This is a genomic window from Achromobacter sp., assembly GCF_032102605.1.
Lineage (GTDB): Bacteria > Pseudomonadota > Gammaproteobacteria > Burkholderiales > Burkholderiaceae_B > Achromobacter.
The window spans coordinates 347653-368245 of record NZ_DAMDGT010000001.1; the positions used below are offsets into that span (position 1 = coordinate 347653).

Consider the following 20593-nt stretch of genomic DNA (forward strand, 5'->3'; position numbering starts at 1 on the left):
GGCCACGCCCATGTATCCCCGGGCGCGGGCCGACGACGGCAGCGCCCAAGGTCACACACCTTTGGCAACGCCTTGGTAGGAAGAAAACGCATGACACGATCAAGCGTGGAGACAATACATGAGCCAATATGGGCCGCTGAAGTTGCACGTCCCCGAGCCGACAGGGCGCCCGGGTTGCAAGACCGACTTTTCCTATCTGCATCTTTCGCCGCCCGGCGAGGTGCCCAAACCCCCCATTGATGTTGCCGCGGTCGATACCGGCGGACTGGCCTACAGCCTGGTCCGGGTGATCGACAACGACGGCCGCGCCGTCGGGCCGTGGGCGCCCGAGATCAGCCACGACATGCTGCGGGCCGGCATGCGGGCGATGCTCAAGACGCGCATCTTCGACGGGCGCATGCTGACCGCGCAGCGCAAGAAGAAGATTTCGTTCTACATGCAGAGTCTGGGCGAAGAGGCCATTGGCACCGCCCATGCGATGGCGTTGGAAAAGGGGGATATGTGCTTCCCCACCTATCGCCAGCAAAGCATCCTGCTGTCGCGCGACGTGTCGCTGGTGACGATGATGTGCCAGCTCATGTCCAACGAGCGCGATCCGCTCAAGGGCCGCCAGCTGCCGGTCATGTATTCCGACCGGGAAAACGGCTTCTTCACCATTTCGGGCAACCTGGCCACCCAGTTCATCCAGGCGGTGGGCTGGGCCATGGCGTCGGCCATCAAGGGCGACACCCGCATTGCGTCGGCCTGGATCGGCGACGGCGCCACCGCCGAGGCCGACTTTCACACGGCGCTGACCTTCGCGCACGTGTACCGCGCGCCGGTCATCCTGAACGTGGTCAACAACCAATGGGCCATCTCCACCTTCCAGGCGATCGCCGGCGGCGAAGGCGCGACCTTCGCGGGACGCGGCGTGGGCTGCGGCATCGCGTCGCTGCGGGTGGACGGCAATGATTTCCTGGCGGTCTATTCGGCCTCGTGCTGGGCCGCCGAGCGCGCCCGGCGCAACCTGGGCCCGACCCTGATCGAATGGGTGACCTACCGCGCCGGTCCGCACTCCACGTCCGACGATCCCACCAAGTACCGCCCCGGCGATGACTGGAGCCACTTCCCGCTTGGCGACCCGATCGAGCGCTTCAAGAAACACCTGATCCTGTTGGGCATCTGGTCCGACGCCGAGCACGACGCGGTCCGCGCCGAACTCGACGCCGAGATCCTGGCGGCCCAAAAGGAAGCGGAGAGCTACGGCACCCTGGTGGACGGCCACGTTCCCAGCGCCGCCAGCATTTTTGAAGACGTCTACAAGGACATGCCGGAGCACCTGCGCCGGCAGCGTCAGCAGCTCGGAGTCTGACCATGGCAATCGATAACAACGCTGGTCCGGCCTCGGCGCCGATGACCATGATCCAGGCTTTGCGCTCGGCCATGGATGTGATGCTGGAGCGCGACAACAACGTGGTGGTGTTCGGGCAGGACGTCGGCTATTTCGGCGGCGTCTTCCGGTGCACCGAGGGCCTGCAGTCCAAGTACGGCAGTTCGCGCGTGTTCGATACGCCGATCTCCGAAGGCGGCATCGTCGGCGTGGCGGTGGGCATGGGCGCCTACGGCCTGCGCCCCGTGTGCGAGATCCAGTTCGCCGACTATTTCTATCCGGCCTCCGACCAGATCGTGTCCGAGGCCGCGCGCCTGCGCTACCGGTCGGTGGGCGAATTCATCGCGCCCATGACGATCCGCATGCCTTGCGGCGGCGGCATCTACGGCGGGCAGACGCACAGCCAGAGCCCCGAGGCGATGTTCACGCAGGTCTGCGGGTTGCGCACGGTGATGCCGTCCAATCCGTATGACGCGAAGGGGCTCCTGATCGCCGCCATCGAAAACGACGATCCGGTCATCTTCCTGGAGCCCAAGCGGCTCTACAACGGCCCGTTCGACGGTCATCACGACCGTCCCGTGACCCCGTGGACCGGGCGCCCCGGCAGCATCGTCCCCACCGGCTACTACACCGTGCCGCTGGAATCGGCCGCCATCGTGCGCCCGGGAACGGAACTGACGGTGCTGACTTACGGCACCACGGTGCACGTGTCGCTGACCGCGGCCGAAGAGACCGGCATCGACGCCGAGATCATCGATCTGCGCAGCTTGTGGCCGCTGGACCTGGACGCCATCGTGAATTCCGTGAAGAAGACCGGCCGATGCGTGGTCGTGCACGAAGCGACGCGCACCTGCGGCTTTGGCGCGGAACTCATTTCCCTGGTGCAGGAGCACTGCTTCCATCATCTGGAGGCGCCCGTCGAGCGCGTGACCGGTTGGGACACCCCCTATCCGCATGCGCAGGAATGGGCGTACTTCCCCGGCCCGCGCCGGGTCGGCGAAGCGTTCAAACGCGCGATGGAGGCATGACATGGGAATTCACATCATCAAGATGCCCGACATCGGCGAAGGCATTGCCGAGGTCGAGCTGGTGGGCTGGCACGTCAAGGTCGGCGACACCGTCGCCGAGGACCAGCCGCTGGCCGACGTGATGACGGACAAGGCGACGGTCGAGATCCCGTCGCCGGTGGTGGGCAAGGTGGTTGCGCTGGGCGGCGACGTCGGCCAGGTGATGGCCGTGGGCGGCGAACTGATTCGCCTGGAAGTCGAGGGCGAGGGCAATGTGAAGGCGGGGGCTGCCGCGCCTGCTGCCGCACTCGCCGCCGCACCCAAGTCCGAGGCGCCGGCCGCCGCCGAGAAATCCGCTGCGACCGAGCCGCCGAAGGCCGCTGCGTCCAAGCCGGCGGCTTCCGCTGCGCCGACGGCCCATGCCAAGTCGCCGGCCGCGCGCCAGTCCGGCGCCGCGCCCGCAGCATCCCGCCAACCTGGCGAGAAGCCGCTGGCGTCGCCAGCCGTGCGCAAGCGCGCCTGGGATCTGGGCGTGGAACTGCGCTACGTGCAGGGCAGCGGCCCGGCAGGGCGCATCATGCACGAGGACCTGGACGCCTATCTGCAGGGGCAGGGCGCGGCCAGCAGCGCGCGCGGCCCGTCCGGGTACGCCGAGCGCAACGACGAAGAGGCCGTGCCCGTCATCGGGCTGCGCCGCAAGATCGCGCAGAAAATGGCGGAATCCAAGCGCCGCATTCCGCATTTCAGCTACGTCGAGGAAATCGACGTGACGGAACTGGAAGACCTGCGCGTGCAGCTCAACGCCAAATGGGGCGAGTCGCGCGGCAAGCTCACGCTGCTGCCGCTGCTGGCGCGCGCCATGGTGGTGGCCCTGCGCGATTTTCCGCAGATCAATGCGCGCTACGACGACGAGGCCGGGGTGGTCACGCGCTACGGCGCGGTGCACATCGGCATCGCCACGCAGAGCGACGGCGGCCTGATGGTGCCGGTCATGCGCCACGCCGAGGCCCGCGACCTCTGGTCCATGTCGGCCGAGATCGCGCGGCTGGCGCAGGCGGTGCGCAGCGGTTCCGCCGGGCGCGACGAGCTGTCCGGCTCCACCATCACCATCACCAGCCTGGGCCCCTTGGGCGGCATCGTCACCACGCCGGTGATCAACCATCCCGAGGTGGGCATCGTGGGCGTCAACCGCATCGTCGAACGGCCCGCCATCCGCAATGGCGCCGTGGTGGCGCGCAAGCTGATGAACCTGTCGTCGTCCTTCGACCACCGCGTGGTGGACGGCATGGATGCGGCCCGCTTCATCCAGGCAGTGCGCGCGCTGCTGGAACAACCCGCGCTGCTTTTCGTGGAGTAAGCATGAGCCAGATCACAAAGACAACGACATTGCTGGTGATCGGCGGCGGTCCCGGCGGCTACGTGGCGGCCATCCGCGCCGGGCAACTGGGCGTGCCGACCATCCTGGTCGAGGGCGCGCAGTTGGGCGGCACCTGCCTGAACATCGGCTGCATCCCGTCCAAGGCCCTGATCCACGCGTCCGAGGAATTCGACAAGGCGCGCCACTACGCGGGCGAATCGGCGCTGGGCATTGCGGTGGACGCGCCGCGCATCGACATCGCGAAAACCGTGGCCTGGAAGGACGGCATCGTCGGCAGGCTGACGGGCGGCGTCGGCGCGCTGTTGAAAAAGAACGGCGTTGAAGTCGTGCGCGGCTGGGCCACGCTGCTGGACGGCAAGACCGCGGAAGTGGAGACGCCCGATGCCGGGCGCATCCGCATCCAGTGCGACCACCTGCTGCTGGCGGCCGGATCCGAACCCACGCCGCTGCCGTCCATGCCCTTTGGCGGGATAGTGGAGTCTTCGACCGAGGCGCTGTCGCCCACCAGCATCCCCAAGCAGCTCGTGGTGGTGGGCGGGGGCTACATCGGCCTGGAACTGGGCACCGTGTACCGCAAGCTGGGCGCCGAGGTCGCGGTGGTGGAAGCGCAGGACCGCATCCTGCCGACCTACGACGCCGATCTCACGAAACCCGTGGCGGCGGCGTTGGCCAAGATGGGCGTGGCGCTGCACCTGGGACGCAAGGTGCTGGGGCTGAACGGCGCCGGCGACGCGGTGCGGGTGCAGGACGCCAGCGGCGCCGAAACGCTGCTGCCCGCCGACCGTGTGCTGATTTCCGTGGGCCGGCGTCCGCGCACGCAGGGCTGGGGTCTGGAGAACCTTCAACTGGATCGCAAGGGCAATGCGTTGCGCATCGACGACCAGTGCCGCACGTCCATGCGCGACGTCTGGGCCATCGGCGACATCGCCGGCGAACCCATGCTGGCGCACCGCGCGATGGCGCAGGGCGAGATGGTGGCCGAACTGGTGGCCGGCAAGCGGCGACACTTCCAGCCCGCTTCCATCCCCGCCGTGTGCTTCACCGACCCCGAAGTCGTGGTGGCGGGGCTGTCGCCGTCGGAGGCCGAAGCCGCGGGACTGGATTGCCTGACGGCGTCCTTCCCCTTCGCCGCCAACGGCCGGGCCATGACGCTGGAATCCACCGACGGCTTTGTGCGCGTGGTGGCCCGGCGCGACAACCACCTGATCGTCGGCTGGCAGGCGGTGGGGCGGTCGGTGTCGGAACTGTCCACGGCCTTTGGCCAGTCGCTGGAGATGGGCGCCACGCTGGAAGACGTGGGCGGCACCATCCATGCGCATCCCACGCTGGGCGAAGCCGTGCAGGAAGCGGCGCTCAAGGCGTTGGGGCACGCGCTGCATATTTGACGCGTTCGCCTGAAGCAAAAGCGCGGGCCGGGCTGGCCCGCGCTTTTTTTTATGCGGTCGTCCGGCGGCGCATCGGCCGCAAGCGACCGCCCATCGTCCGCGTATCGTCCGCGCATCGGCGGCTCCGCGGCGGGGTTTTCCGCTATCCCGCCGCGGGGCGCGCCCTACCGGCTGCCGTCGATGTAAGGCCGCGCCTGCAGGATCAGGATCTGGTCTCCCTGCACGGCCCATTCGATGTCCTGGTCCACGTTGCCCAGGCGCTTCTTGATCTGCCGTCCCACGGCGGCCAGTCGCGCGACCAGGGCGTCGTCCAGCACCTGCCGGGGGCCGTCGATGGGCGCTTCCTGCACGCCGCCGCCGGCGGCGGCCACCAACCGCGTGTCTTCGGCGGATCGGGTGAGGACCTGCACGGCCTTGGACCAGCTTGAATACATCACCTGTTCCGCCTGGCGCCGGCCTTCCACCACCTTGATGCCCAGCCCGCGCTTGGCCGACAGGTAGGTCACATGGCGGCGCGACGCGTCAAAGGGGTCGCGCGTGATCATGACGCCCGAACTGTCCGAGGCCGCGGTCAGCTGCACCAGCACGGCCATCACCACGCCGTCTTGGGCAATGCCCGCCGCGCGGCGCGCTTCGTAGGCTTCGAAGTTGCAGACCGACGCCCATACCGTCTGCACGGCCCGCCCCAGCGCGTCGGGCTGCGTGACGTTCGGCACCGTGGTGTACAGGCCCGCGCCGCTGAACCCGGGCAGGTCCTCGGAATTGGACGAGCTGCGCACGAACACGCCTCTGCTCTGCAGCTGCTCTTGCCAGGGCTCGCGCCACGCGGCGTCCAGGGCGGCGTCGGGCTGCGCGTCGATGATGTCCTGGCGCAGGGCGGCCAGTTCGGCACGGCGCACATTGGCGTCGTTGGCGAAGTCCGCGCGGCGTTCCAACGCCGCCACGCGCGCGGGCACGCCCAGTCGCTCCATGAAGGCCGCGTATTGGGCAAACGGGATGCAGAATCCATCTGGCACGCTGGCCGATGGCGGCAGCACGCCTTTCAGCGCGCCCAGGTTGGCGGCCTTCACGCCGCAGTGGCGGCTGTCGCGCGTGGTCATGCCGGTCAGCGGCTTGAGCGCGCGCATCGACAGGTCCGGCTTGGGCAGCGGCGCGCCGGCGGCCTTGGGCGCGGGCGACGCTGTGGCGGGCTGGGCGATGCGCTGCACCTGATAGCCGTTGCTGTTGACCGTCAGCTCCACCCACTGGCCATCGTGTTCACGCAGCGCCGCGACCGCGTCGCGCACATAGGCGTTGGGGATGCGCCAGCCCTTGGCCAGCAGGTTCACGTGCGACAGCAGGGTGGACGGCCGCTGCGTGACCAGCCCGGCGACGGGCGTCAGCGCCACCGGCACTTCATCCAGCACGAGGATGTCCGTGGGCGCCAGGTCTGGCGTGTCGTCCAGGGACTTCACGATCCGCAGCCGGCCCTGCGCGCGGCCCGTGTTCAGCGGCAGGAAGGTCTGCTCGCGCAGCAGCGCCTCCTGGGTCACGAATTCCAGGCCCGCGCTGCGCGCTGTCTGCTCCTGCCGGGTCGAATTGGTCTTGAACCGCAAGGGCTCGTAGAACGTCGCGGCCAGCTTTTCCGTCGTCAGGCGCAGCAGTTCCGGCGTTAGCAGATCGCCTTCCCAGAATTCATAGGTGTAGCCCGGCAGATCGTTCTGCCAGCTCAGCGTGCCGAACAGCAGGCGCCGGTCCGGATCCTTGTACTGGGCGATCAGCGCGGCCTTGTCGCCCGACAGCAGGCGCCGTTCGCGCGCGAAGGTCTCGTGCAGCGCGTAGCGGGGCGTGTGGATGTAGTAGACGCGGTTGCCGCGCTTCCGGTCGATCACGAAAAGCACGTGCGGGATTTCCAGCGGCGTGCCGGCGTTGTACACGCGGGCCAGCTGCTGGAATTCTTCCTTCGTGCGGATCTGGGCAAGGAACGCGGGGCCGCCCCAGCGCGCGTCCTCGGCCTTGCGGGCTTCGCGCTCGTCGGACGTCAGAGGCCGGCCGTTCTCGTAGAGGGACGGCTTGCGGGCGGTTTGCGCATGGACGGAATCGCTGGCCGCGGCGCTTAGCAGGCAGACCGCGGCGAGGAGGGCTAGAGATACTCGGGGTTTGGCGAAATGCTTGAGCGGCGCACGCAGGGTGGGCATGAGTGGGGGATGGAATGGGGAAGCCGCAATCATATCGGACGTTATTGGGGACGCGATGCGAGAAAGGCGGGCTTGTCGGTGGCCGGTAGTGGTCTGATTTAGCCACGGATATCAAAGTTCGGAACGAGGGCAGGCATATCCTCGCCGCAGGAGGAACCAGCGATATATGGACAACATTAATGTTGGTTAACAACACGAAAATGTTGTAATCTGCCTGACGTCGCTGCAACAAGTAAGCATGAAGTACAGCGAATTCAAACGGTGGCTCGAAAAGCAGGGCGCCATCTTCGTGCCTCATCGCGCCGGCGGTAGCCATTACCGAGTGACGTTGAACGGCTTAAGCACGATTTTTCCATTTCATGGCTCCAAGGAAATGGGCAGGAACCTGGAAAACCAAATCAAGAAGCAACTGGGCTTGAAGTGAGGCTGCCATGTTGACCTATCCCTATACTCTGACTCCTGATACGAATGGCACCTTACTGGTGCTCTTCCCAGACTTTCCTGAAGCGGCGAGCGTCGGCGACGATGAGCAAGATGCGCAGGCGAATGCACTGGAGGCGCTGGAGGCGGTCTTGGAGATTTATTTCGATGAACGCCGCCCGATTCCCTTGCCGGCAACTGACAGTTCATCGCGGTATTCCGTCACCTTGCCTGCTGTCGTCACCAGCAAGGTGTATTTGTCGAATGAAATGATTCGCCAGGGCGTGCGCAAGGCCGAGATGGCACGCAGGCTCGGCGTTCATACCCCGCAGGTGGATCGCCTGCTGAATCTGCGCCACGGATCACGGATCGAACAGGTCGAGGCGGCTCTTGGCAAGCTCGGTCGCCGGCTTGAGGTTTCCATCGTCTAGCCGGGAGATTCGTTGCGCGGGCTTGTCCCAAGTATGAACGCTTCGGCCGGCTACGCATCACCGGGCCATCATCATCCGCCCATCACCGCCCGCGCAAATTCCTCTGGAGACGGGCTCTCCGGCCAGCTTGGCACCTCGGGCGGCAGTTGCACCCAGGCATGTTTTCGGCGCGTCCAGATGTGCGCCGCCGGCGCCAGCGCGGGCGCCTCGTCCAGCGTGCCGGCGCGCAGCACGCGCATGCCGGGTGCGGCGTCCGTGGTGTTGAAGATGCGCGTGTGGCATTGCGCGCAAAGAAACTGACGCGACTGCCGCCCGTCGTGTTCGTGGGAGTACTCGGCCAGCGCACCGGTTATGCTCATCGCCGGTTCCGGCAACAGCATGTGCAGCGCGAACGCGCTGCCGCTCCAGCGTTGGCAGTTCAGGCAGTGGCAGGCGTAGACAATCGGCTTGCCGGTCAGGTCCAAGGTATAGCGGGTGGCGGCGCAGCGGCATTGGCCGGTCAGGGTCATCGGTGTATTCCTTCAACGGGGTGCGACAGGATGCCCTGGATGCCGGCCGCCGTGAACCGACAGAATGACCCATCCGTTAGCAGGTTTTGTATGAGCATCGATTCTCTTGAATGGGAAAGCCAGCGCGTTTTTCTTGCCGTCCTGCGCAGCGGCAGCCTGTCCGGCGCGGCGCGGCTGCTGAATATTGCGCAGGCCACGGCGCGCCGGCGCATCGAAAAGCTGGAGGCGAGCGTCGGCGTCAGCCTGTTCCTGCGCACGCCGGCAGGCTTGGTGCCCACGGACGCCGCGCGCGAGTTGGGCGGTCACGTCGAGGCCATGGATGCGGCCGCGCGCGCCTTCAGCCGCCGGGCGGGCGCCGGCGCGCAGGCGGACGAAGGCGTGGTGCGCATCACCAGCAGCGACTTGCTTGGCGTCGAAGTGCTGCCGCCGATGCTGCTGGGCATCCGGCAGGCGATGCCGGGAGTGCGGCTGGAATTGAGCGTGCAGGATCGCCTGGAGGCCCTGCCGCGGCAGGAGGCCGACATCGCGGTCAGGCTGCAGCGTCCCAGCGAAGCCAACGTGGTGGCGCGGCGCGTCGGCGCGTTGCGGGTGGGGGTGTACGCCACGGCCGCCTGCATCCAGGCCCATGGACGCCCGCAATCCCGCTCGCAGTTGCGCGACCTGCCGATGATCGGGCCGGACCGTCGCCTGGCGGATCGCCGCAGGCTAGCCGAGCAGGGCGTCATCGATGCCGACCAGGACTTCGCCGTTGCCTGCGACCATCACGTCGCCCAGTTCGCCGCGCTGAAGGCAGGGCTGGGGTTCGGCGTCTGCCCCCGCCAGCTGGCGCGGCCGCTGGGCCTGGTCCAGGTGCTGGAGGAAGAGATCGGCTTTGACGTCGACGTATGGATCGCCATGCACGGCGACCTGCGCCGGGTGAAGCGGGTGGCGGGCGTCTTCGATGCGCTGGCCCGCCAACTGGACGCCTGGCTGGCGGACTAGAAACAACAAGGCCCCCGAGAGGGGGCCTTGCCATGGGCGCGAGCGCCGAAACGGCAATCAGCCTTCGGCCGTTTCCGCCAGGACGCGGCGGGCCTCTTCGGCCACGCGCTCGGGGGCGGTGCCGCCCACGTGCTTGCGCGCGGCGACGGAGCCTTCCAGGGTCAGGACCTGGTGCACGTCTTCGCCGATGCTGGCGTGGTAGGCCGTGAGTTCGGCGGTGGACAGGTCGGCCAGGTCGCAGCCGCGTTGTTCGCAATCGCGCACGGCGTGGGCCACCACTTCGTGGGCGTCGCGGAACGGCACGCCGCGCTTGACCAGGTAGTCGGCCAGATCGGTGGCGGTGGCGAAGCCCTGCAGGGCGGCGTCGCGCATGTTGTCGGCCTTGACCTTGATGCCGCCGGCCATGTCCGCAAAGATGGTCAGCGTGTCGCGCACCGTATCAACGGTGTCGAACAGGCCTTCCTTGTCTTCCTGGTTGTCCTTGTTGTAGGCCAGGGGCTGGCCCTTCATCAGGGTCAGCAGGGCGACCAGGTTGCCGTTGACGCGGCCGGTCTTGCCGCGGGCAAGTTCGGGGACGTCGGGGTTTTTCTTTTGCGGCATGATCGAGCTGCCGGTGCAGAAGCGGTCGGCCAGGTCGATGAAGCCCACGCGCGGGCTCATCCAGAGCACCAGCTCTTCGGACAGGCGCGAGACGTGCGTCATGATCAGCGCGCCGGCGGCGCAGAATTCGATGGCGAAGTCGCGGTCGGACACGGCGTCCAGCGAATTGCGGCACACGCCGTCAAAGCCCAGCGTCTTGGCCACGCGTTCGCGGTCGATCGGGAAGGACGTGCCGGCCAGCGCGGCGGCGCCCAGCGGCAGACGGTTCACGCGGCGGCGGCAGTCGGCCAGGCGCTCGGCGTCGCGGCCGAACATTTCAGCGTACGCCAGCAGGTGATGGCCGAAGGTGACGGGCTGGGCAACCTGCAGGTGCGTGAAGCCCGGCATGATGGTGGCCGCGTTTTCCAGCGCAACGGTGGCCAGCGCGTGGCGCAGCTGGCGCAGCAGGTTCTGCAGGTTGTCGATTTCGTCGCGCAGCCACAGGCGGATGTCGGTGGCGACCTGGTCGTTGCGCGAGCGGCCGGTGTGCAGGCGCTTGCCCGCGTCGCCAACTAGCTCCACCAGGCGCTTTTCGATGTTCAGGTGGACGTCTTCCAGGTCCAGCAGCCACTGGAAGCTGCCAGCGTCGATTTCGGACAGGATCTGGGTCATGCCGCGCTGGATGTCGGCCAGGTCCTGGGCGCCGATGATGCCCTGGGCGGCCAGCATGTCCGCATGCGCGAGCGAGCCCTGGATGTCGTGGCGCGCCAGGCGCTTGTCGAAATCCACGGACGCCGTGTAGCGTTTGACGAGTTCGGAAACCGGCTCGGAGAACCGGGCGGACCAGGCCTGCGCCTTGTTGGCGAACTGGTTTTGATCGGGGGAGGGAGTGTTTGCCATGATGCGCGGAATTATAGGGCCTCGCGCCGCGCGGGGCGATGCCGGCCGCGGCTTACCGGGGCCGGAACCCGCTACGGGCGCGACTTGTCGGATAATCCCCGGTTAGTTTCAAGACCTTAGCGAGACGCACCTTATGCCCCTGGAATGGGAAGAGCTAGTCACCCAATTTGATACCCATATGCCGCGGGAAATCTGGGCGCAGACGCTGATCGGCATCGGCGCGCTGATCCTGACCGCGCTCTTCGTGCAATGGGTGGTCGCCCGTGTCGTCCTGCTGCTGGCGCACCGGCTGCTGGTCGTCAGCGGCCACGGCGACTGGGACAAGGCGCTGCAACGCCGCCGCGCGTATCAGAACCTCTGGTACGCGGTGCCGTTTGCCGTGGTCTCGATCGGCATCGACCTGGTGCCCCACGTGGAGCGGGCGGTCTCGGTCGTGGGCCGGCTGGCGCACGCGGGCGCGTGGATCTGCGTGTTCGTGGCGTTTTCCGGGGTGCTCAGCGCCTGGCAGGACACCTATTCCGCCACCACCCGCGCGCAGACCCGCTCGATCAAGGGCTACATCCAGATCGGCAAGCTGATCCTGGCGGCGGTATGCACCGTCCTGGTGCTTTCCATCCTGATCGACCGATCGCCGCTCTGGATGATTTCCGGCCTGGGCGCGCTGTCGGCGGTGCTGCTGCTGGTGTTCAAGGACACGCTGCTGTCGCTGGTGGCCAGCACGCAGCTCACCAGCAACGACATGCTGCGCATCGGCGACTGGATCGAAATGCCGCAGTGCAATGCCGACGGCTTCGTCAAGGACATCGCCCTGCATACCGTGAAGGTGCAGAACTGGGACAACACGGTCACCACGGTGCCCACCTACAAGCTGTTCTCGGAAAGCTACCGCAACTACCGGCACATGTTCGAGTCGGGCGGGCGCCGCATCAAGCGCACGATCCGCATCGACGCCGCCAGCGTGCGCTTCCTGACCGACGAAGAAGCCCAGCAACTGATGCGCTTCCGCCTGCTGCACGATTACCTGCACAGCAAGACCCAGGATATCGCCCAGGCCAACCAGACCATGGGCGACCTGGCCAGCGTGCCGGCCAACCGCCGCCGGCTGACCAATATCGGCACCTTGCGCGCCTACGCGCTGGCCTACCTGAAACAGAACCCGGAAATCCGGCAGGACATGGCGATGATGGTGCGCATGATGGAGCCCACCTCCGAGGGCATCCCGGTCGAGGTCTATTGCTTTACCGCCGTGACCGCCTGGGTGGAATACGAGCGCATCCAGGGCGATGTGTTCGACCACCTGCTGGCGATCCTGCCGGAATTGGGCCTGCGCCTGTACCAGCAGCCGTCGGGGGCCGACATCGGCGCGATGGGCGGGTATCTGCGCGACAGCGCCATCCAGACCGCCCTGGCCGCCGAACGCGAACGGCAGGGGCCCGTTCTGGACGCCGACACGGGGCTGCCGTTCGAGCGCGGCCTGACGGACAGCAAAATGCCGCGCTAGGCGGGGCGCGGGCTTGCCGAATAGGCCGCGCGGCCTGGGGCTGCGGGCGGAAGGCCGTGAGATAATCCGGCGGTTGATTCCAGGGCCTCTTAACACCAGGCGATAACCCGATGTCGAACCCGTTCTTCAACCTGTATTCCCACGGCTTCGCCCGGGTCGCGGTCGGCGTGCCCGAATGCCGGGTCGCCGACCCCGCGTTCAATGCCGCGCAGACCATCGCGCTGGCCCAGCAGGCCGCCCAGGGCGGCGCCGTGCTCGTGGCCTTTCCCGAACTCGGGCTGTCGGCCTACACCTGCGATGACCTCTTTCACCAGAAGGCCCTGCTGGACGCCTGCGAGGCGGCGCTTGGCCAGGTCGTCGAGGCCACGGCCGAACTGGATATCGCCGTCATCGTGGGGGCGCCGCTGCGCGTTGCCCATCAGCTGTTCAACTGCGCCGTCGTGGCGGCGGGCGGGCGCATCCTGGGCGTGGTGCCCAAGACCTATCTGCCCAATTACGGCGAATTCTACGAAGCCCGCCAGTTCAGCGCCGCCGACTGCGCGGTCGCGGACCAGATTTCATTGCTGGGACAATCCGTGCCGTTCGGCCCGGAACTGCTGTTCCAGATGGATAAGCTGCCGCTCCTGCAGTTCCACGTCGAAATCTGCGAGGACGTCTGGGTGCCAATCCCCCCGTCGTCCTTTGCCGCGCTGGCCGGCGCCACGGTGCTGGTGAACCTGTCGGCCTCCAATATCGTCGTCGGCAAGGCCGGATACCGCCACCAGCTTGTCGCCCAGCAGTCGGCGCGCTGCCTGTCGGCCTATATGTACACGTCGGCCGGGCGGGGCGAATCCTCGACGGACCTGGCCTGGGACGGCCAGGCGTTGATTTACGAAAACGGCGAACTGCTGGCCGAATCCGAACGCTTCCTGAGCCATTCCCACCTGCTGTTCTCGGACGTGGACCTGGAACGCCTGTCGCGCGAGCGCATGCGCCAGAGCACGTTCGGCCAGTCCGTGCGACGCCACCAGGACGAAGTCCGCAAGTTCCGCCGCGTGGCCGTGCCCGTCAATCCGCCGCTGGAAGACGCCGAACTCGCGCTGGAGCGCCGCGTGGCGCGCTTCCCGTATGTGCCGGCAGATCCGCAGCGCCGCGACGCGCGCTGCAAAGAGGTCTACAACATCCAGGTCCAGGCGCTGGCGCAGCGGCTGTCGGCCAGCGGCATGAAGAAGGTCGTCATCGGCATCTCGGGCGGGCTGGATTCCACCCATGCGCTGCTGGTCTGCGCCAAGGCCATGGACGCTCTGGAACTGCCGCGCTCGAACATCCTGGCCGTCACGATGCCGGGCTTTGCCACCAGCACGCGCACGCTGCAGCAGGCGCGCCGCCTGATGGCGGTGGTGGGCTGCACGGCGTCCGAAATCGACATCCGGCCAAGCTGCCTGCAGATGCTCAAAGACCTGGGCCATCCCTACGCGGAAGGCAAGCCGGTCTATGACATCACCTTCGAGAACGTGCAGGCCGGCGAGCGCACCAATCACCTGTTCCGCCTGGCCAACTTCAGCAACGCCATTGTCATCGGCACCGGCGACCTCAGCGAGCTTGCACTAGGTTGGTGCACGTATGGCGTGGGCGACCACATGTCGCATTACAGCGTCAACGCCAGCGTGCCCAAGACCCTGATCACGCACCTGGTGCGCTGGGTGGCGGAATCCTGCCGGCTTGGCGAGGACGGGGCGCAGGTGCTGCTGGACGTCCTGGGTACGGACGTCAGCCCCGAACTCGTGCCCGGCGGCGCCGACGACAAGCCGGATCAGAAAAGCGAAGCGTCCATCGGACCCTACGAACTGCAGGATTTCCACCTGTACTACACGCTGCGCTATGGCTTTGCGCCTACGAAGGTCGCCTTCCTGGCCTGGACGGCCTGGCGCGACCGCGAGGCGGGCGCCTGGCCCGAGGCCGGTCATGTCGTGCGCAATGAATACGACCTGGCCGCCATCAAGCGCAACCTGAAGATCTTCCTGGACCGATTCTTCCGCCTCAGCCAGTTCAAGCGCACATGCGTGCCGAACTCGCCCAAGGTGGGTTCCGGTGGTTCGCTGTCGCCGCGCGGCGACTGGCGGGCGCCCAGCGATTCCGAATCCGTCGTCTGGATGCGCGAGGCCGACCAGATACCGGACGACGCGCCCAGGGGCTGACACGGGGAACCGGCCTTCCGGCGCCGGCGGTTACCGGGGAAACGAGCAGTCCGACGCCGCACGCGGCGCGCGGGCCGGCCCCGGTCCGGTGGTATTCTCTTATCCATTGCGCCCGGCCGCCGCAGCAGGCGGCGCAGGGCGACGCAACAGATCAAAAACCAGGACGACCAACGTGAAACAAGTCACCGCCATCATCAAACCCTTCAAGCTCGACGAAGTCCGCGAGGCGCTGGCGGAAGTCGGCGTCAGCGGCCTGACGGTCACCGAAGTCAAGGGTTTCGGCCGCCAGAAGGGCCACACCGAACTCTATCGCGGCGCCGAATACGTGGTGGACTTCCTGCCCAAGATCCGCGTCGAAGTCGTCCTGCCCGACGACCAGGTCGAAGCCGCCATCGAAGCCGTGGTCAAGGCCGCCCGCACCGGCAAGATCGGCGACGGCAAGATCTTCGTGACGCCGGTCGAGCAAGCCATCCGCATCCGCACCGGCGAGAGCGACGAAGAGGCGCTCTGATCCATCCCGCGCGGGCCGCGTCTTCCGCGGCCCGCGTTCCTACCTGATCAACTGGTTCATCTCCAGGATCGGCATCATCACCGCCAGCACGATCAGCAGGACGAATCCCCCCATCAGCAAGATCAGCGCCGGCTCCAGCAGGGCCGTCATCGCCATCGCGCGCCGTTCCAGGTCGCGCGACAGGTTCTGCGCGCCGCGGTCCAGCAGTTCGGGCAAGCGGCCCGTCTTTTCGCCGCTGGCGATCAGATGCACCAGCAGCGACGGAAACACCTTCTGCGCGCCCAGCGAGGCCGATAGCGCCGCGCCTTCGCGCACGCGCGCCGAGGCTTCGTCCACGGCCTGGCGCAGCACGTCGTTGCTGAGCGTCCGGCGCGCCGCTTCCAGCGACGTCAACAGCGCGACCCCGCTGCCGGACAGAATGGCCAGCGTCGACGCGAAGCGCGCGGCGTTCACGCCCAGCACGAATCGACCCGCCAGCGGCAGCCGCAGCACGCGTGCATGCCAAGCCCGCCGCGCGGCCGGCGCGCGCAGCGTGTAGCGCCACAGCGCGATGACAGCCACCACGGCGGCGCCGGTCACAGCGCCCCATTCGCGCACGTAGTCCGACAGCCCCAGCATGATGCGAGTGAGCATCGGCAGTTCCTGTTTTGCCTGGCTGAAGGCGGACACCACCTGCGGCACCACGTAGCCCAGCAGGAAGATGACGATGATCACCGACACGCTGGCCACCACCGCCGGATAGATGAACGCCGTCATGACCTTGCTGCGCAGGGTGTTGCGTTCCTCGATGTAGTCCGCCAGCTTTTCCATCACCTGCGCCAGGTCGCCGGATTCCTCGCCCGCGCCGATCAGCGCGCGGTAGATCTCTGGAAAGTCGCGCGGCCTTGCGGCCAGCGCGGTGGACAGGCGATGGCCGGCGCGCACGTCGTCGCGCACGCCGCCCAGCGTGGCGGCGATGTGCTTTTTTTCGGCCTGTTCCAGCGTGGCGCTTAGCGCCGCGTCCAGCGGCAGGCGCGCGGCCAGCAGGCTGGCGAGCTGGCGCGTCAACCACGCAAGATCGGCGTCCGACAGACGCGCGCGCAGGGCTGCGCCCATGCCTTCGGCGCGCGCGGCCAGCGCCGTCGACAGCGGCAACAGGCCGCGTCCGCGCAATTGATTGCGAGCGCCGCGCTCGGTGTCGGCGTCGATCGTGCCGCGCACGATTTTCCCGAGCGCGTCGGTGGCTTCATATCGAAAGGAAGGCATGGCTGTAATAAAGCTGAGCGACTGGCGAAAATCGCCAAGAGCCCCGAATTTAAAGGGTTTCCAGCCCGTTACCTTGCCTTCGGATTATGACCGTAGTGTTGCAGTCACACCCCGTATACTCCGACGCGCTTTCACGTTTTTTCATACGACTTCACGTCTCGGGCACCTATCTCGTCATGCGTCACATCGCGCAATTCAGCCTTGCATTCCTGCTTGCCGCAAGCCAAATCGGACCGGCCGCCAGCACGGCCCACGCACAACAGGCGGACAACCGCGTCAGCCTGAACTTCGTCGATACGGACATCCCCGCCGTGCTGCGCGCGCTGTCCCTGTTCACGCAGCGCAACTTCCTGGTGGACCCCCGGGTCAAGGGCAAGCTCACGCTGGTGTCCGATCGGCCGGTCGATAGCGCTCAGGCGTTGTCGATGCTGACGGGCGCACTGCGGTTGCAGGGCTTCGCCATCGTCGACGTGGACGGCGTGACGCGCGTGGTGCCCGAAGCCGACGCCAAGCTGCAAGGCAGCGCGGTGGTGGGCGGCGCAAGGCCCGCCAGCGGCGCGCCGGCGGCAGCGGGCAGGGCGCCCGTGCCCGTGTCGGCCTTTGCAAAGAACGGCGGCGGCAACAGCGGCGAAATGCTGACGCGCGTGTTCCCGCTGAAGTACGAGAACGCCGCGAACCTGGTGCCGGTGCTGCGCCCCATGGTGCCGCCGAACAACCCGATCAACGCGTACCCCGGCAACAACACGCTGGTCGTCACGGACTACGCGGACAACCTGGAGCGGATCGCGGCTGTCATCGCGCGCATCGACGTGCCCAGCTCCATGGACACGGACGTGGTGCCGGTCCAGTCGGCAATCGCGACCGACATCGCCATCCTGGCGTCGCAGTTGCTGGACTCGCAGAGCAGCGACCCGACGCAGCGCATCGCCGTGGTGGCGGACCCGCGCAGCAACAGCGTGCTGGTGCGATCGGGCAGCCCGGCGCGCACGCGTCTTGCGCGCGACCTGATCCAGAAGCTGGATGCGCAACAGAACCGCGCGGGCAATCTGCACGTGGTCTACATGCGCAACGCGCAGGCCACGCGCATCGCCGAAGTGCTGGGCGGGCTGCTTACCGGGCAGGCCAACTCCGCGCCGGGCGCGGCGCCCGGCGCAAGCAGCAGCACCGGGACGGCGCAGGGCGGCGCGCGCGCGCAGAACACGTCCAGCGGCATGTCCGGCCAGGTCGGGACGGGTATGTCCAGCCAGTCGGGTTCGTCCAAGGGCGGGCTTTCCGGAGAACAGGAGCGCATCGCGCGCGAAGACAATTCGTCGCAGGCCGTGTCGTATTCCGCGGGCGGCGCCACGATCCAGGCCGACCCGGCGACCAACTCGCTGATCATCTCGGCGCCCGAGCCGCTGTACCGCAGCCTGCGCGAAGTGATAGACCAGCTTGACCAGCGCCGCGCGCAGGTGCTGGTGGAAAGCCTGATCGTCGAAGTCAGCGAGGAAAAGGCCGCGGAATTCGGCATCCAGTGGATGACGGGCGCGGGCAACATCAATGGCAACGGCACCAGCTTCATCGGCGGCACGAACCTGGGCGGCAGCGGCATCACCGGCAACGGCCCGACGTCGATCGACGCGCTGGGCAGCGGCTTGAGCCTGGGCGTGGTCAAGGGCACGGTGGACGTGCTGGGCAACGAGGTCATCAACCTGGGCGTGCTGGCGCGCGCCATGCAGAACACCGGCGAGGCCAACATCCTGTCCACGCCGAACCTGCTGACGCTGGACAACCAGTCGGCCAGCATCCTGGTGGGCAAGACGGTCCCGTTCGTGACGGGGCAATACGTGACGTCGGGCAGCAACGGCAGCTCGAACCCGTTCCAGACCATCGAACGCGAGGACGTGGGCCTGAAGCTGAACATCCGTCCGCAGATTTCCGAGGGCGGCGCCGTCAAGCTGGACATCTACCAGGAAGTCAGCAGCATCGACGAAAGCCGTTCGAACGCCACCACCGGGATCGTCACCAACAAGCGCGCCATCGACACCAGCGTGCTGATCGACGACGGCCAGATCATCGTGCTGGGCGGCCTGCTGGAAGACAACGTGACGCTCACGTCCAACAGCGTGCCCGGACTGGGATCGCTGCCGGTGATCGGATCGCTGTTCCGCTACGACACGCGCAAGCGCACCAAGACCAACCTCATGGTCTTCCTGCGTCCTTACGTGGTGCGCGACGCCAATCGCAGCGCCAGCGTCACCATGGACCGCTACGACTACATGCGCCGCGCGCAGGGCGCCGTCCAGCCGCGCGACCACTGGGCGCTGCCTGACATGCAGGCGCCGATGCTGCCACTGCCGGGTTCGGCGCCGTCGGTGTCGAACAACGCCTACGACATGCGGCCGGAACAGCAGGCGGCGACGCTGCGCCGTCCGCCGCCCACCACCGTCGAAACCTTCGCGGTGCGCCAGTATCCCGGCACGCCGCCGGCCCCCGCGCAGCAGCCTATCCACGCGCCGCGGCCGGTCATGATGACGGTGGCGGTGGACCCCGAGACCCTGCTGTGAGCGCGCATCCCTTGCCCTATGCCTGGGCCCGCGCGCAGCGCGCGGTGCTTTCGCTGCGCGGCGGGCAGGCCCAGTTGACGGTCAGCCCGCGCACGCCCGATTGGGCGGTGCGCGAAATCCGGCGCTGCCATGGCGACATCGCGCTGACGCACATCGACGACGAGGCGCTGGAAACCCTGCTGACGGCGGCCTACAGCCATTCCGAAGACGCGGCGTCCGTCATGGGCGTGGCCGAGAACGAGATCGACCTGGACCGCCTGATGCAGGACATGCCGGAAGTGGCGGACCTGCTGGAGGCGCAGGACGATGCGCCCGTGATCCGGATGATCAACGCGCTGTTCGCGCAGGCCGCGCGCGACGGCGCCAGCGATATCCACATCGAACCGTTCGAAACGCATTCCGTGGTGCGCTACCGCGTGGACGGCACGCTGCGCGACGTGGTGTCGCCGCGCAAGGCGCTGCATGCGGCGCTGATCTCGCGCATCAAGATCATGGCGCACCTGGACATCGCCGAAAAGCGCCTGCCGCAGGACGGCCGGATCGCCTTGCGCGTGGGCGGGCGTCCCATCGACGTGCGTGTGTCCACGTTGCCGACGGGACACGGCGAGCGCGCGGTGCTGCGCCTGCTGGACAAAGAGGCAGGCCGCCTGCGGCTGGAGAAGCTGGGCATGAGCCCCGGCGTGCTGGAACAACTGGATCGCCTGATCCGCCAGCCGCACGGCATCGTGCTGGTGACCGGACCCACCGGCAGCGGCAAGACCACGACGCTTTACGCGGCGCTGAGCCGCCTGGACGCCTCCACCAGCAACATCCTGACGGTGGAAGATCCGATCGAATACGACCTCTCGGGCATCAGCCAGACGCAGGTCAACGCCAAGATCGACATGAGCTTCGCGCTGGCCCTGCGCGCGATCCTGCGCCAGGATCCCGACGTCATCATGATCGGTGAAATCCGCGACCTGGAAACCGCCCAGATCGCCGTGCAGGCGTCATTGACGGGCCACCTGGTGCTGGCCACGCTGCACACCAACGATTCCGTGTCGGCGGTGACGCGCCTGACGGACATGGGCGTCGAGCCCTTCCTGCTGGCTTCGTCGCTGCTGGGCGTGCTGGCGCAGCGCCTGGTGCGCAAGCTGTGTCCGGCATGCAAGACGCCGTCCATGCTGGACGGCGTGCGGGTGTTCCATCCGGTGGGCTGCGAGGCCTGCAACCACACCGGCTATAGCGGCCGCTCCGGCATCCACGAACTCTTTACCGTCGACGACGAGGCGCGCAGGCTCATCCATGAAGGACGCGACGAGCGCGAACTGCGCCGCGCCGCGGCCGCCTCCGGGATGCGCAGCATGCGCGAAGACGGACAGCGCTGGGTGGAAAGCGGGCAGACGTCGCCCGAGGAAATCCTGCGCGTGACGCGGGACGCGTAGCGCGCCTGGAATGTGATCAGGTGGCCGACACTCGAGCGAGACGGGCGCAGGCT

The 20593-nt window shown here is 67.4% G+C and carries 16 protein-coding genes; 12 read left to right on the forward strand and 4 right to left on the reverse strand.

Translation table 11 applies throughout. The features are described from left to right. Positions 1–118 precede the first annotated feature (118 nt). From RT614_RS01655 to lpdA, 4 genes are read left to right on the forward strand one after another with little or no spacing between them, the layout of a single operon-like run. Entirely contained in the window at positions 119–1351 is a 1233-nt protein-coding gene (locus tag RT614_RS01655) for a 3-methyl-2-oxobutanoate dehydrogenase (2-methylpropanoyl-transferring) subunit alpha (RefSeq protein WP_313619825.1), read from the forward strand. A gap of 2 nt (positions 1352–1353) precedes the next feature. Then, on the forward strand, positions 1354–2397 hold the full coding sequence (locus tag RT614_RS01660; protein ID WP_313619826.1) for an alpha-ketoacid dehydrogenase subunit beta: 1044 nt from the start codon (positions 1354–1356) through the stop codon (positions 2395–2397). Between the two features lies 1 nt (position 2398). Then, positions 2399–3733 (forward strand): dihydrolipoamide acetyltransferase family protein, encoded by a 1335-nt coding sequence (locus RT614_RS01665; RefSeq protein WP_313619828.1) that lies wholly within the window; start codon positions 2399–2401, stop codon positions 3731–3733. 2 nt (positions 3734–3735) lie between these two features. Beyond that, the gene (lpdA, locus tag RT614_RS01670; protein ID WP_313619829.1) at positions 3736–5139 is read left to right on the forward strand and encodes a dihydrolipoyl dehydrogenase; all 1404 of its coding nucleotides are present in this window, start codon (positions 3736–3738) and stop codon (positions 5137–5139) included. Between the two features lie 164 nt (positions 5140–5303). Here the strand turns inward: lpdA and RT614_RS01675 are convergent, their stop codons facing one another. Continuing rightward, positions 5304–7316: a PEP/pyruvate-binding domain-containing protein gene (locus RT614_RS01675; protein WP_313619831.1), complete on the reverse strand. Its 2013-nt coding sequence runs from the start codon at positions 7314–7316 to the stop codon at positions 5304–5306. A 238-nt stretch (positions 7317–7554) separates the two neighbouring features. Between RT614_RS01675 and RT614_RS01680 the strand changes: the two genes are divergently transcribed. Together RT614_RS01680 and RT614_RS01685 are read left to right on the forward strand one after the other, a co-directional pair. Next, complete coding sequence (locus RT614_RS01680; RefSeq protein WP_313619832.1) at positions 7555–7740, forward strand: type II toxin-antitoxin system HicA family toxin; 186 nt, start codon at positions 7555–7557, stop codon at positions 7738–7740. A 7-nt stretch (positions 7741–7747) separates the two neighbouring features. Continuing rightward, positions 7748–8167 (forward strand): type II toxin-antitoxin system HicB family antitoxin, encoded by a 420-nt coding sequence (locus RT614_RS01685; protein ID WP_313619833.1) that lies wholly within the window; start codon positions 7748–7750, stop codon positions 8165–8167. 71 nt (positions 8168–8238) lie between these two features. Here RT614_RS01685 and RT614_RS01690 read toward each other — a convergent pair whose 3' ends face one another. Further along, positions 8239–8676, reverse strand: coding sequence for a GFA family protein (locus RT614_RS01690; RefSeq protein ID WP_313619834.1), 438 nt, complete (start codon positions 8674–8676; stop codon positions 8239–8241). Positions 8677–8766: 90 nt separating this feature from the next. On the opposite strand from RT614_RS01690, the gene RT614_RS01695 reads away from it, so the two are divergent. Continuing rightward, a complete protein-coding gene (locus RT614_RS01695; RefSeq protein ID WP_313619836.1) occupies positions 8767–9657 on the forward strand; it encodes a LysR family transcriptional regulator in 891 nt (296 codons plus the stop codon). A gap of 57 nt (positions 9658–9714) precedes the next feature. On the opposite strand, the gene argH is transcribed toward RT614_RS01695, so the two are convergent. Beyond that, positions 9715–11136 carry an argininosuccinate lyase gene (argH, locus tag RT614_RS01700; RefSeq protein WP_313619837.1) on the reverse strand — a complete coding sequence of 474 codons (1422 nt, stop codon included), beginning with the start codon at positions 11134–11136 and terminating at the stop codon, positions 9715–9717. Positions 11137–11269: 133 nt separating this feature from the next. Between argH and RT614_RS01705 the strand changes: the two genes are divergently transcribed. The 3 genes from RT614_RS01705 (at position 11270) to RT614_RS01715 (ending at position 15325) form a co-directional block, all read left to right on the forward strand. Next, a complete protein-coding gene (locus tag RT614_RS01705; protein ID WP_313619838.1) occupies positions 11270–12637 on the forward strand; it encodes a mechanosensitive ion channel domain-containing protein in 1368 nt (455 codons plus the stop codon). A gap of 110 nt (positions 12638–12747) precedes the next feature. After that, a complete protein-coding gene (locus tag RT614_RS01710; protein ID WP_313619839.1) occupies positions 12748–14814 on the forward strand; it encodes an NAD(+) synthase in 2067 nt (688 codons plus the stop codon). Positions 14815–14986: 172 nt separating this feature from the next. Continuing rightward, positions 14987–15325 carry a P-II family nitrogen regulator gene (locus RT614_RS01715; protein ID WP_006386376.1) on the forward strand — a complete coding sequence of 113 codons (339 nt, stop codon included), beginning with the start codon at positions 14987–14989 and terminating at the stop codon, positions 15323–15325. Between the two features lie 39 nt (positions 15326–15364). Here the strand turns inward: RT614_RS01715 and gspF are convergent, their stop codons facing one another. Further along, positions 15365–16570, reverse strand: coding sequence for a type II secretion system inner membrane protein GspF (gene gspF, locus RT614_RS01720; RefSeq protein WP_313619841.1), 1206 nt, complete (start codon positions 16568–16570; stop codon positions 15365–15367). A 176-nt stretch (positions 16571–16746) separates the two neighbouring features. On the opposite strand from gspF, the gene gspD reads away from it, so the two are divergent. Together gspD and gspE are read left to right on the forward strand one after the other, a co-directional pair. After that, positions 16747–19116: a type II secretion system secretin GspD gene (gene gspD, locus RT614_RS01725; protein ID WP_313619843.1), complete on the forward strand. Its 2370-nt coding sequence runs from the start codon at positions 16747–16749 to the stop codon at positions 19114–19116. Further along, complete coding sequence (gene gspE / locus RT614_RS01730) at positions 19113–20540, forward strand: type II secretion system ATPase GspE (protein ID WP_313619844.1); 1428 nt, start codon at positions 19113–19115, stop codon at positions 20538–20540. The genes gspD and gspE overlap by 4 nt, the downstream gene beginning before the upstream one ends. The last annotated feature ends 53 nt before the right edge of the window (positions 20541–20593 follow it).

Coding starts and splice junctions, on each gene's coding strand:
- RT614_RS01685 (WP_313619833.1), top strand. CDS start 7,748: ATGTTGACCTATCCCTATACTCTGACTCCTGATACGAATGGCACCTTA.
- RT614_RS01675 (WP_313619831.1), bottom strand. CDS start 7,316: ATGCCCACCCTGCGTGCGCCGCTCAAGCATTTCGCCAAACCCCGAGTA.
- gspF (WP_313619841.1), bottom strand. CDS start 16,570: ATGCCTTCCTTTCGATATGAAGCCACCGACGCGCTCGGGAAAATCGTG.
- lpdA (WP_313619829.1), top strand. CDS start 3,736: ATGAGCCAGATCACAAAGACAACGACATTGCTGGTGATCGGCGGCGGT.
- RT614_RS01665 (WP_313619828.1), top strand. CDS start 2,399: ATGGGAATTCACATCATCAAGATGCCCGACATCGGCGAAGGCATTGCC.
- RT614_RS01680 (WP_313619832.1), top strand. CDS start 7,555: ATGAAGTACAGCGAATTCAAACGGTGGCTCGAAAAGCAGGGCGCCATC.
- argH (WP_313619837.1), bottom strand. CDS start 11,136: ATGGCAAACACTCCCTCCCCCGATCAAAACCAGTTCGCCAACAAGGCG.
- RT614_RS01655 (WP_313619825.1), top strand. CDS start 119: ATGAGCCAATATGGGCCGCTGAAGTTGCACGTCCCCGAGCCGACAGGG.
- RT614_RS01690 (WP_313619834.1), bottom strand. CDS start 8,676: ATGACCCTGACCGGCCAATGCCGCTGCGCCGCCACCCGCTATACCTTG.
- RT614_RS01710 (WP_313619839.1), top strand. CDS start 12,748: ATGTCGAACCCGTTCTTCAACCTGTATTCCCACGGCTTCGCCCGGGTC.
- RT614_RS01705 (WP_313619838.1), top strand. CDS start 11,270: ATGCCCCTGGAATGGGAAGAGCTAGTCACCCAATTTGATACCCATATG.
- RT614_RS01695 (WP_313619836.1), top strand. CDS start 8,767: ATGAGCATCGATTCTCTTGAATGGGAAAGCCAGCGCGTTTTTCTTGCC.
- RT614_RS01660 (WP_313619826.1), top strand. CDS start 1,354: ATGGCAATCGATAACAACGCTGGTCCGGCCTCGGCGCCGATGACCATG.
- gspD (WP_313619843.1), top strand. CDS start 16,747: ATGCGTCACATCGCGCAATTCAGCCTTGCATTCCTGCTTGCCGCAAGC.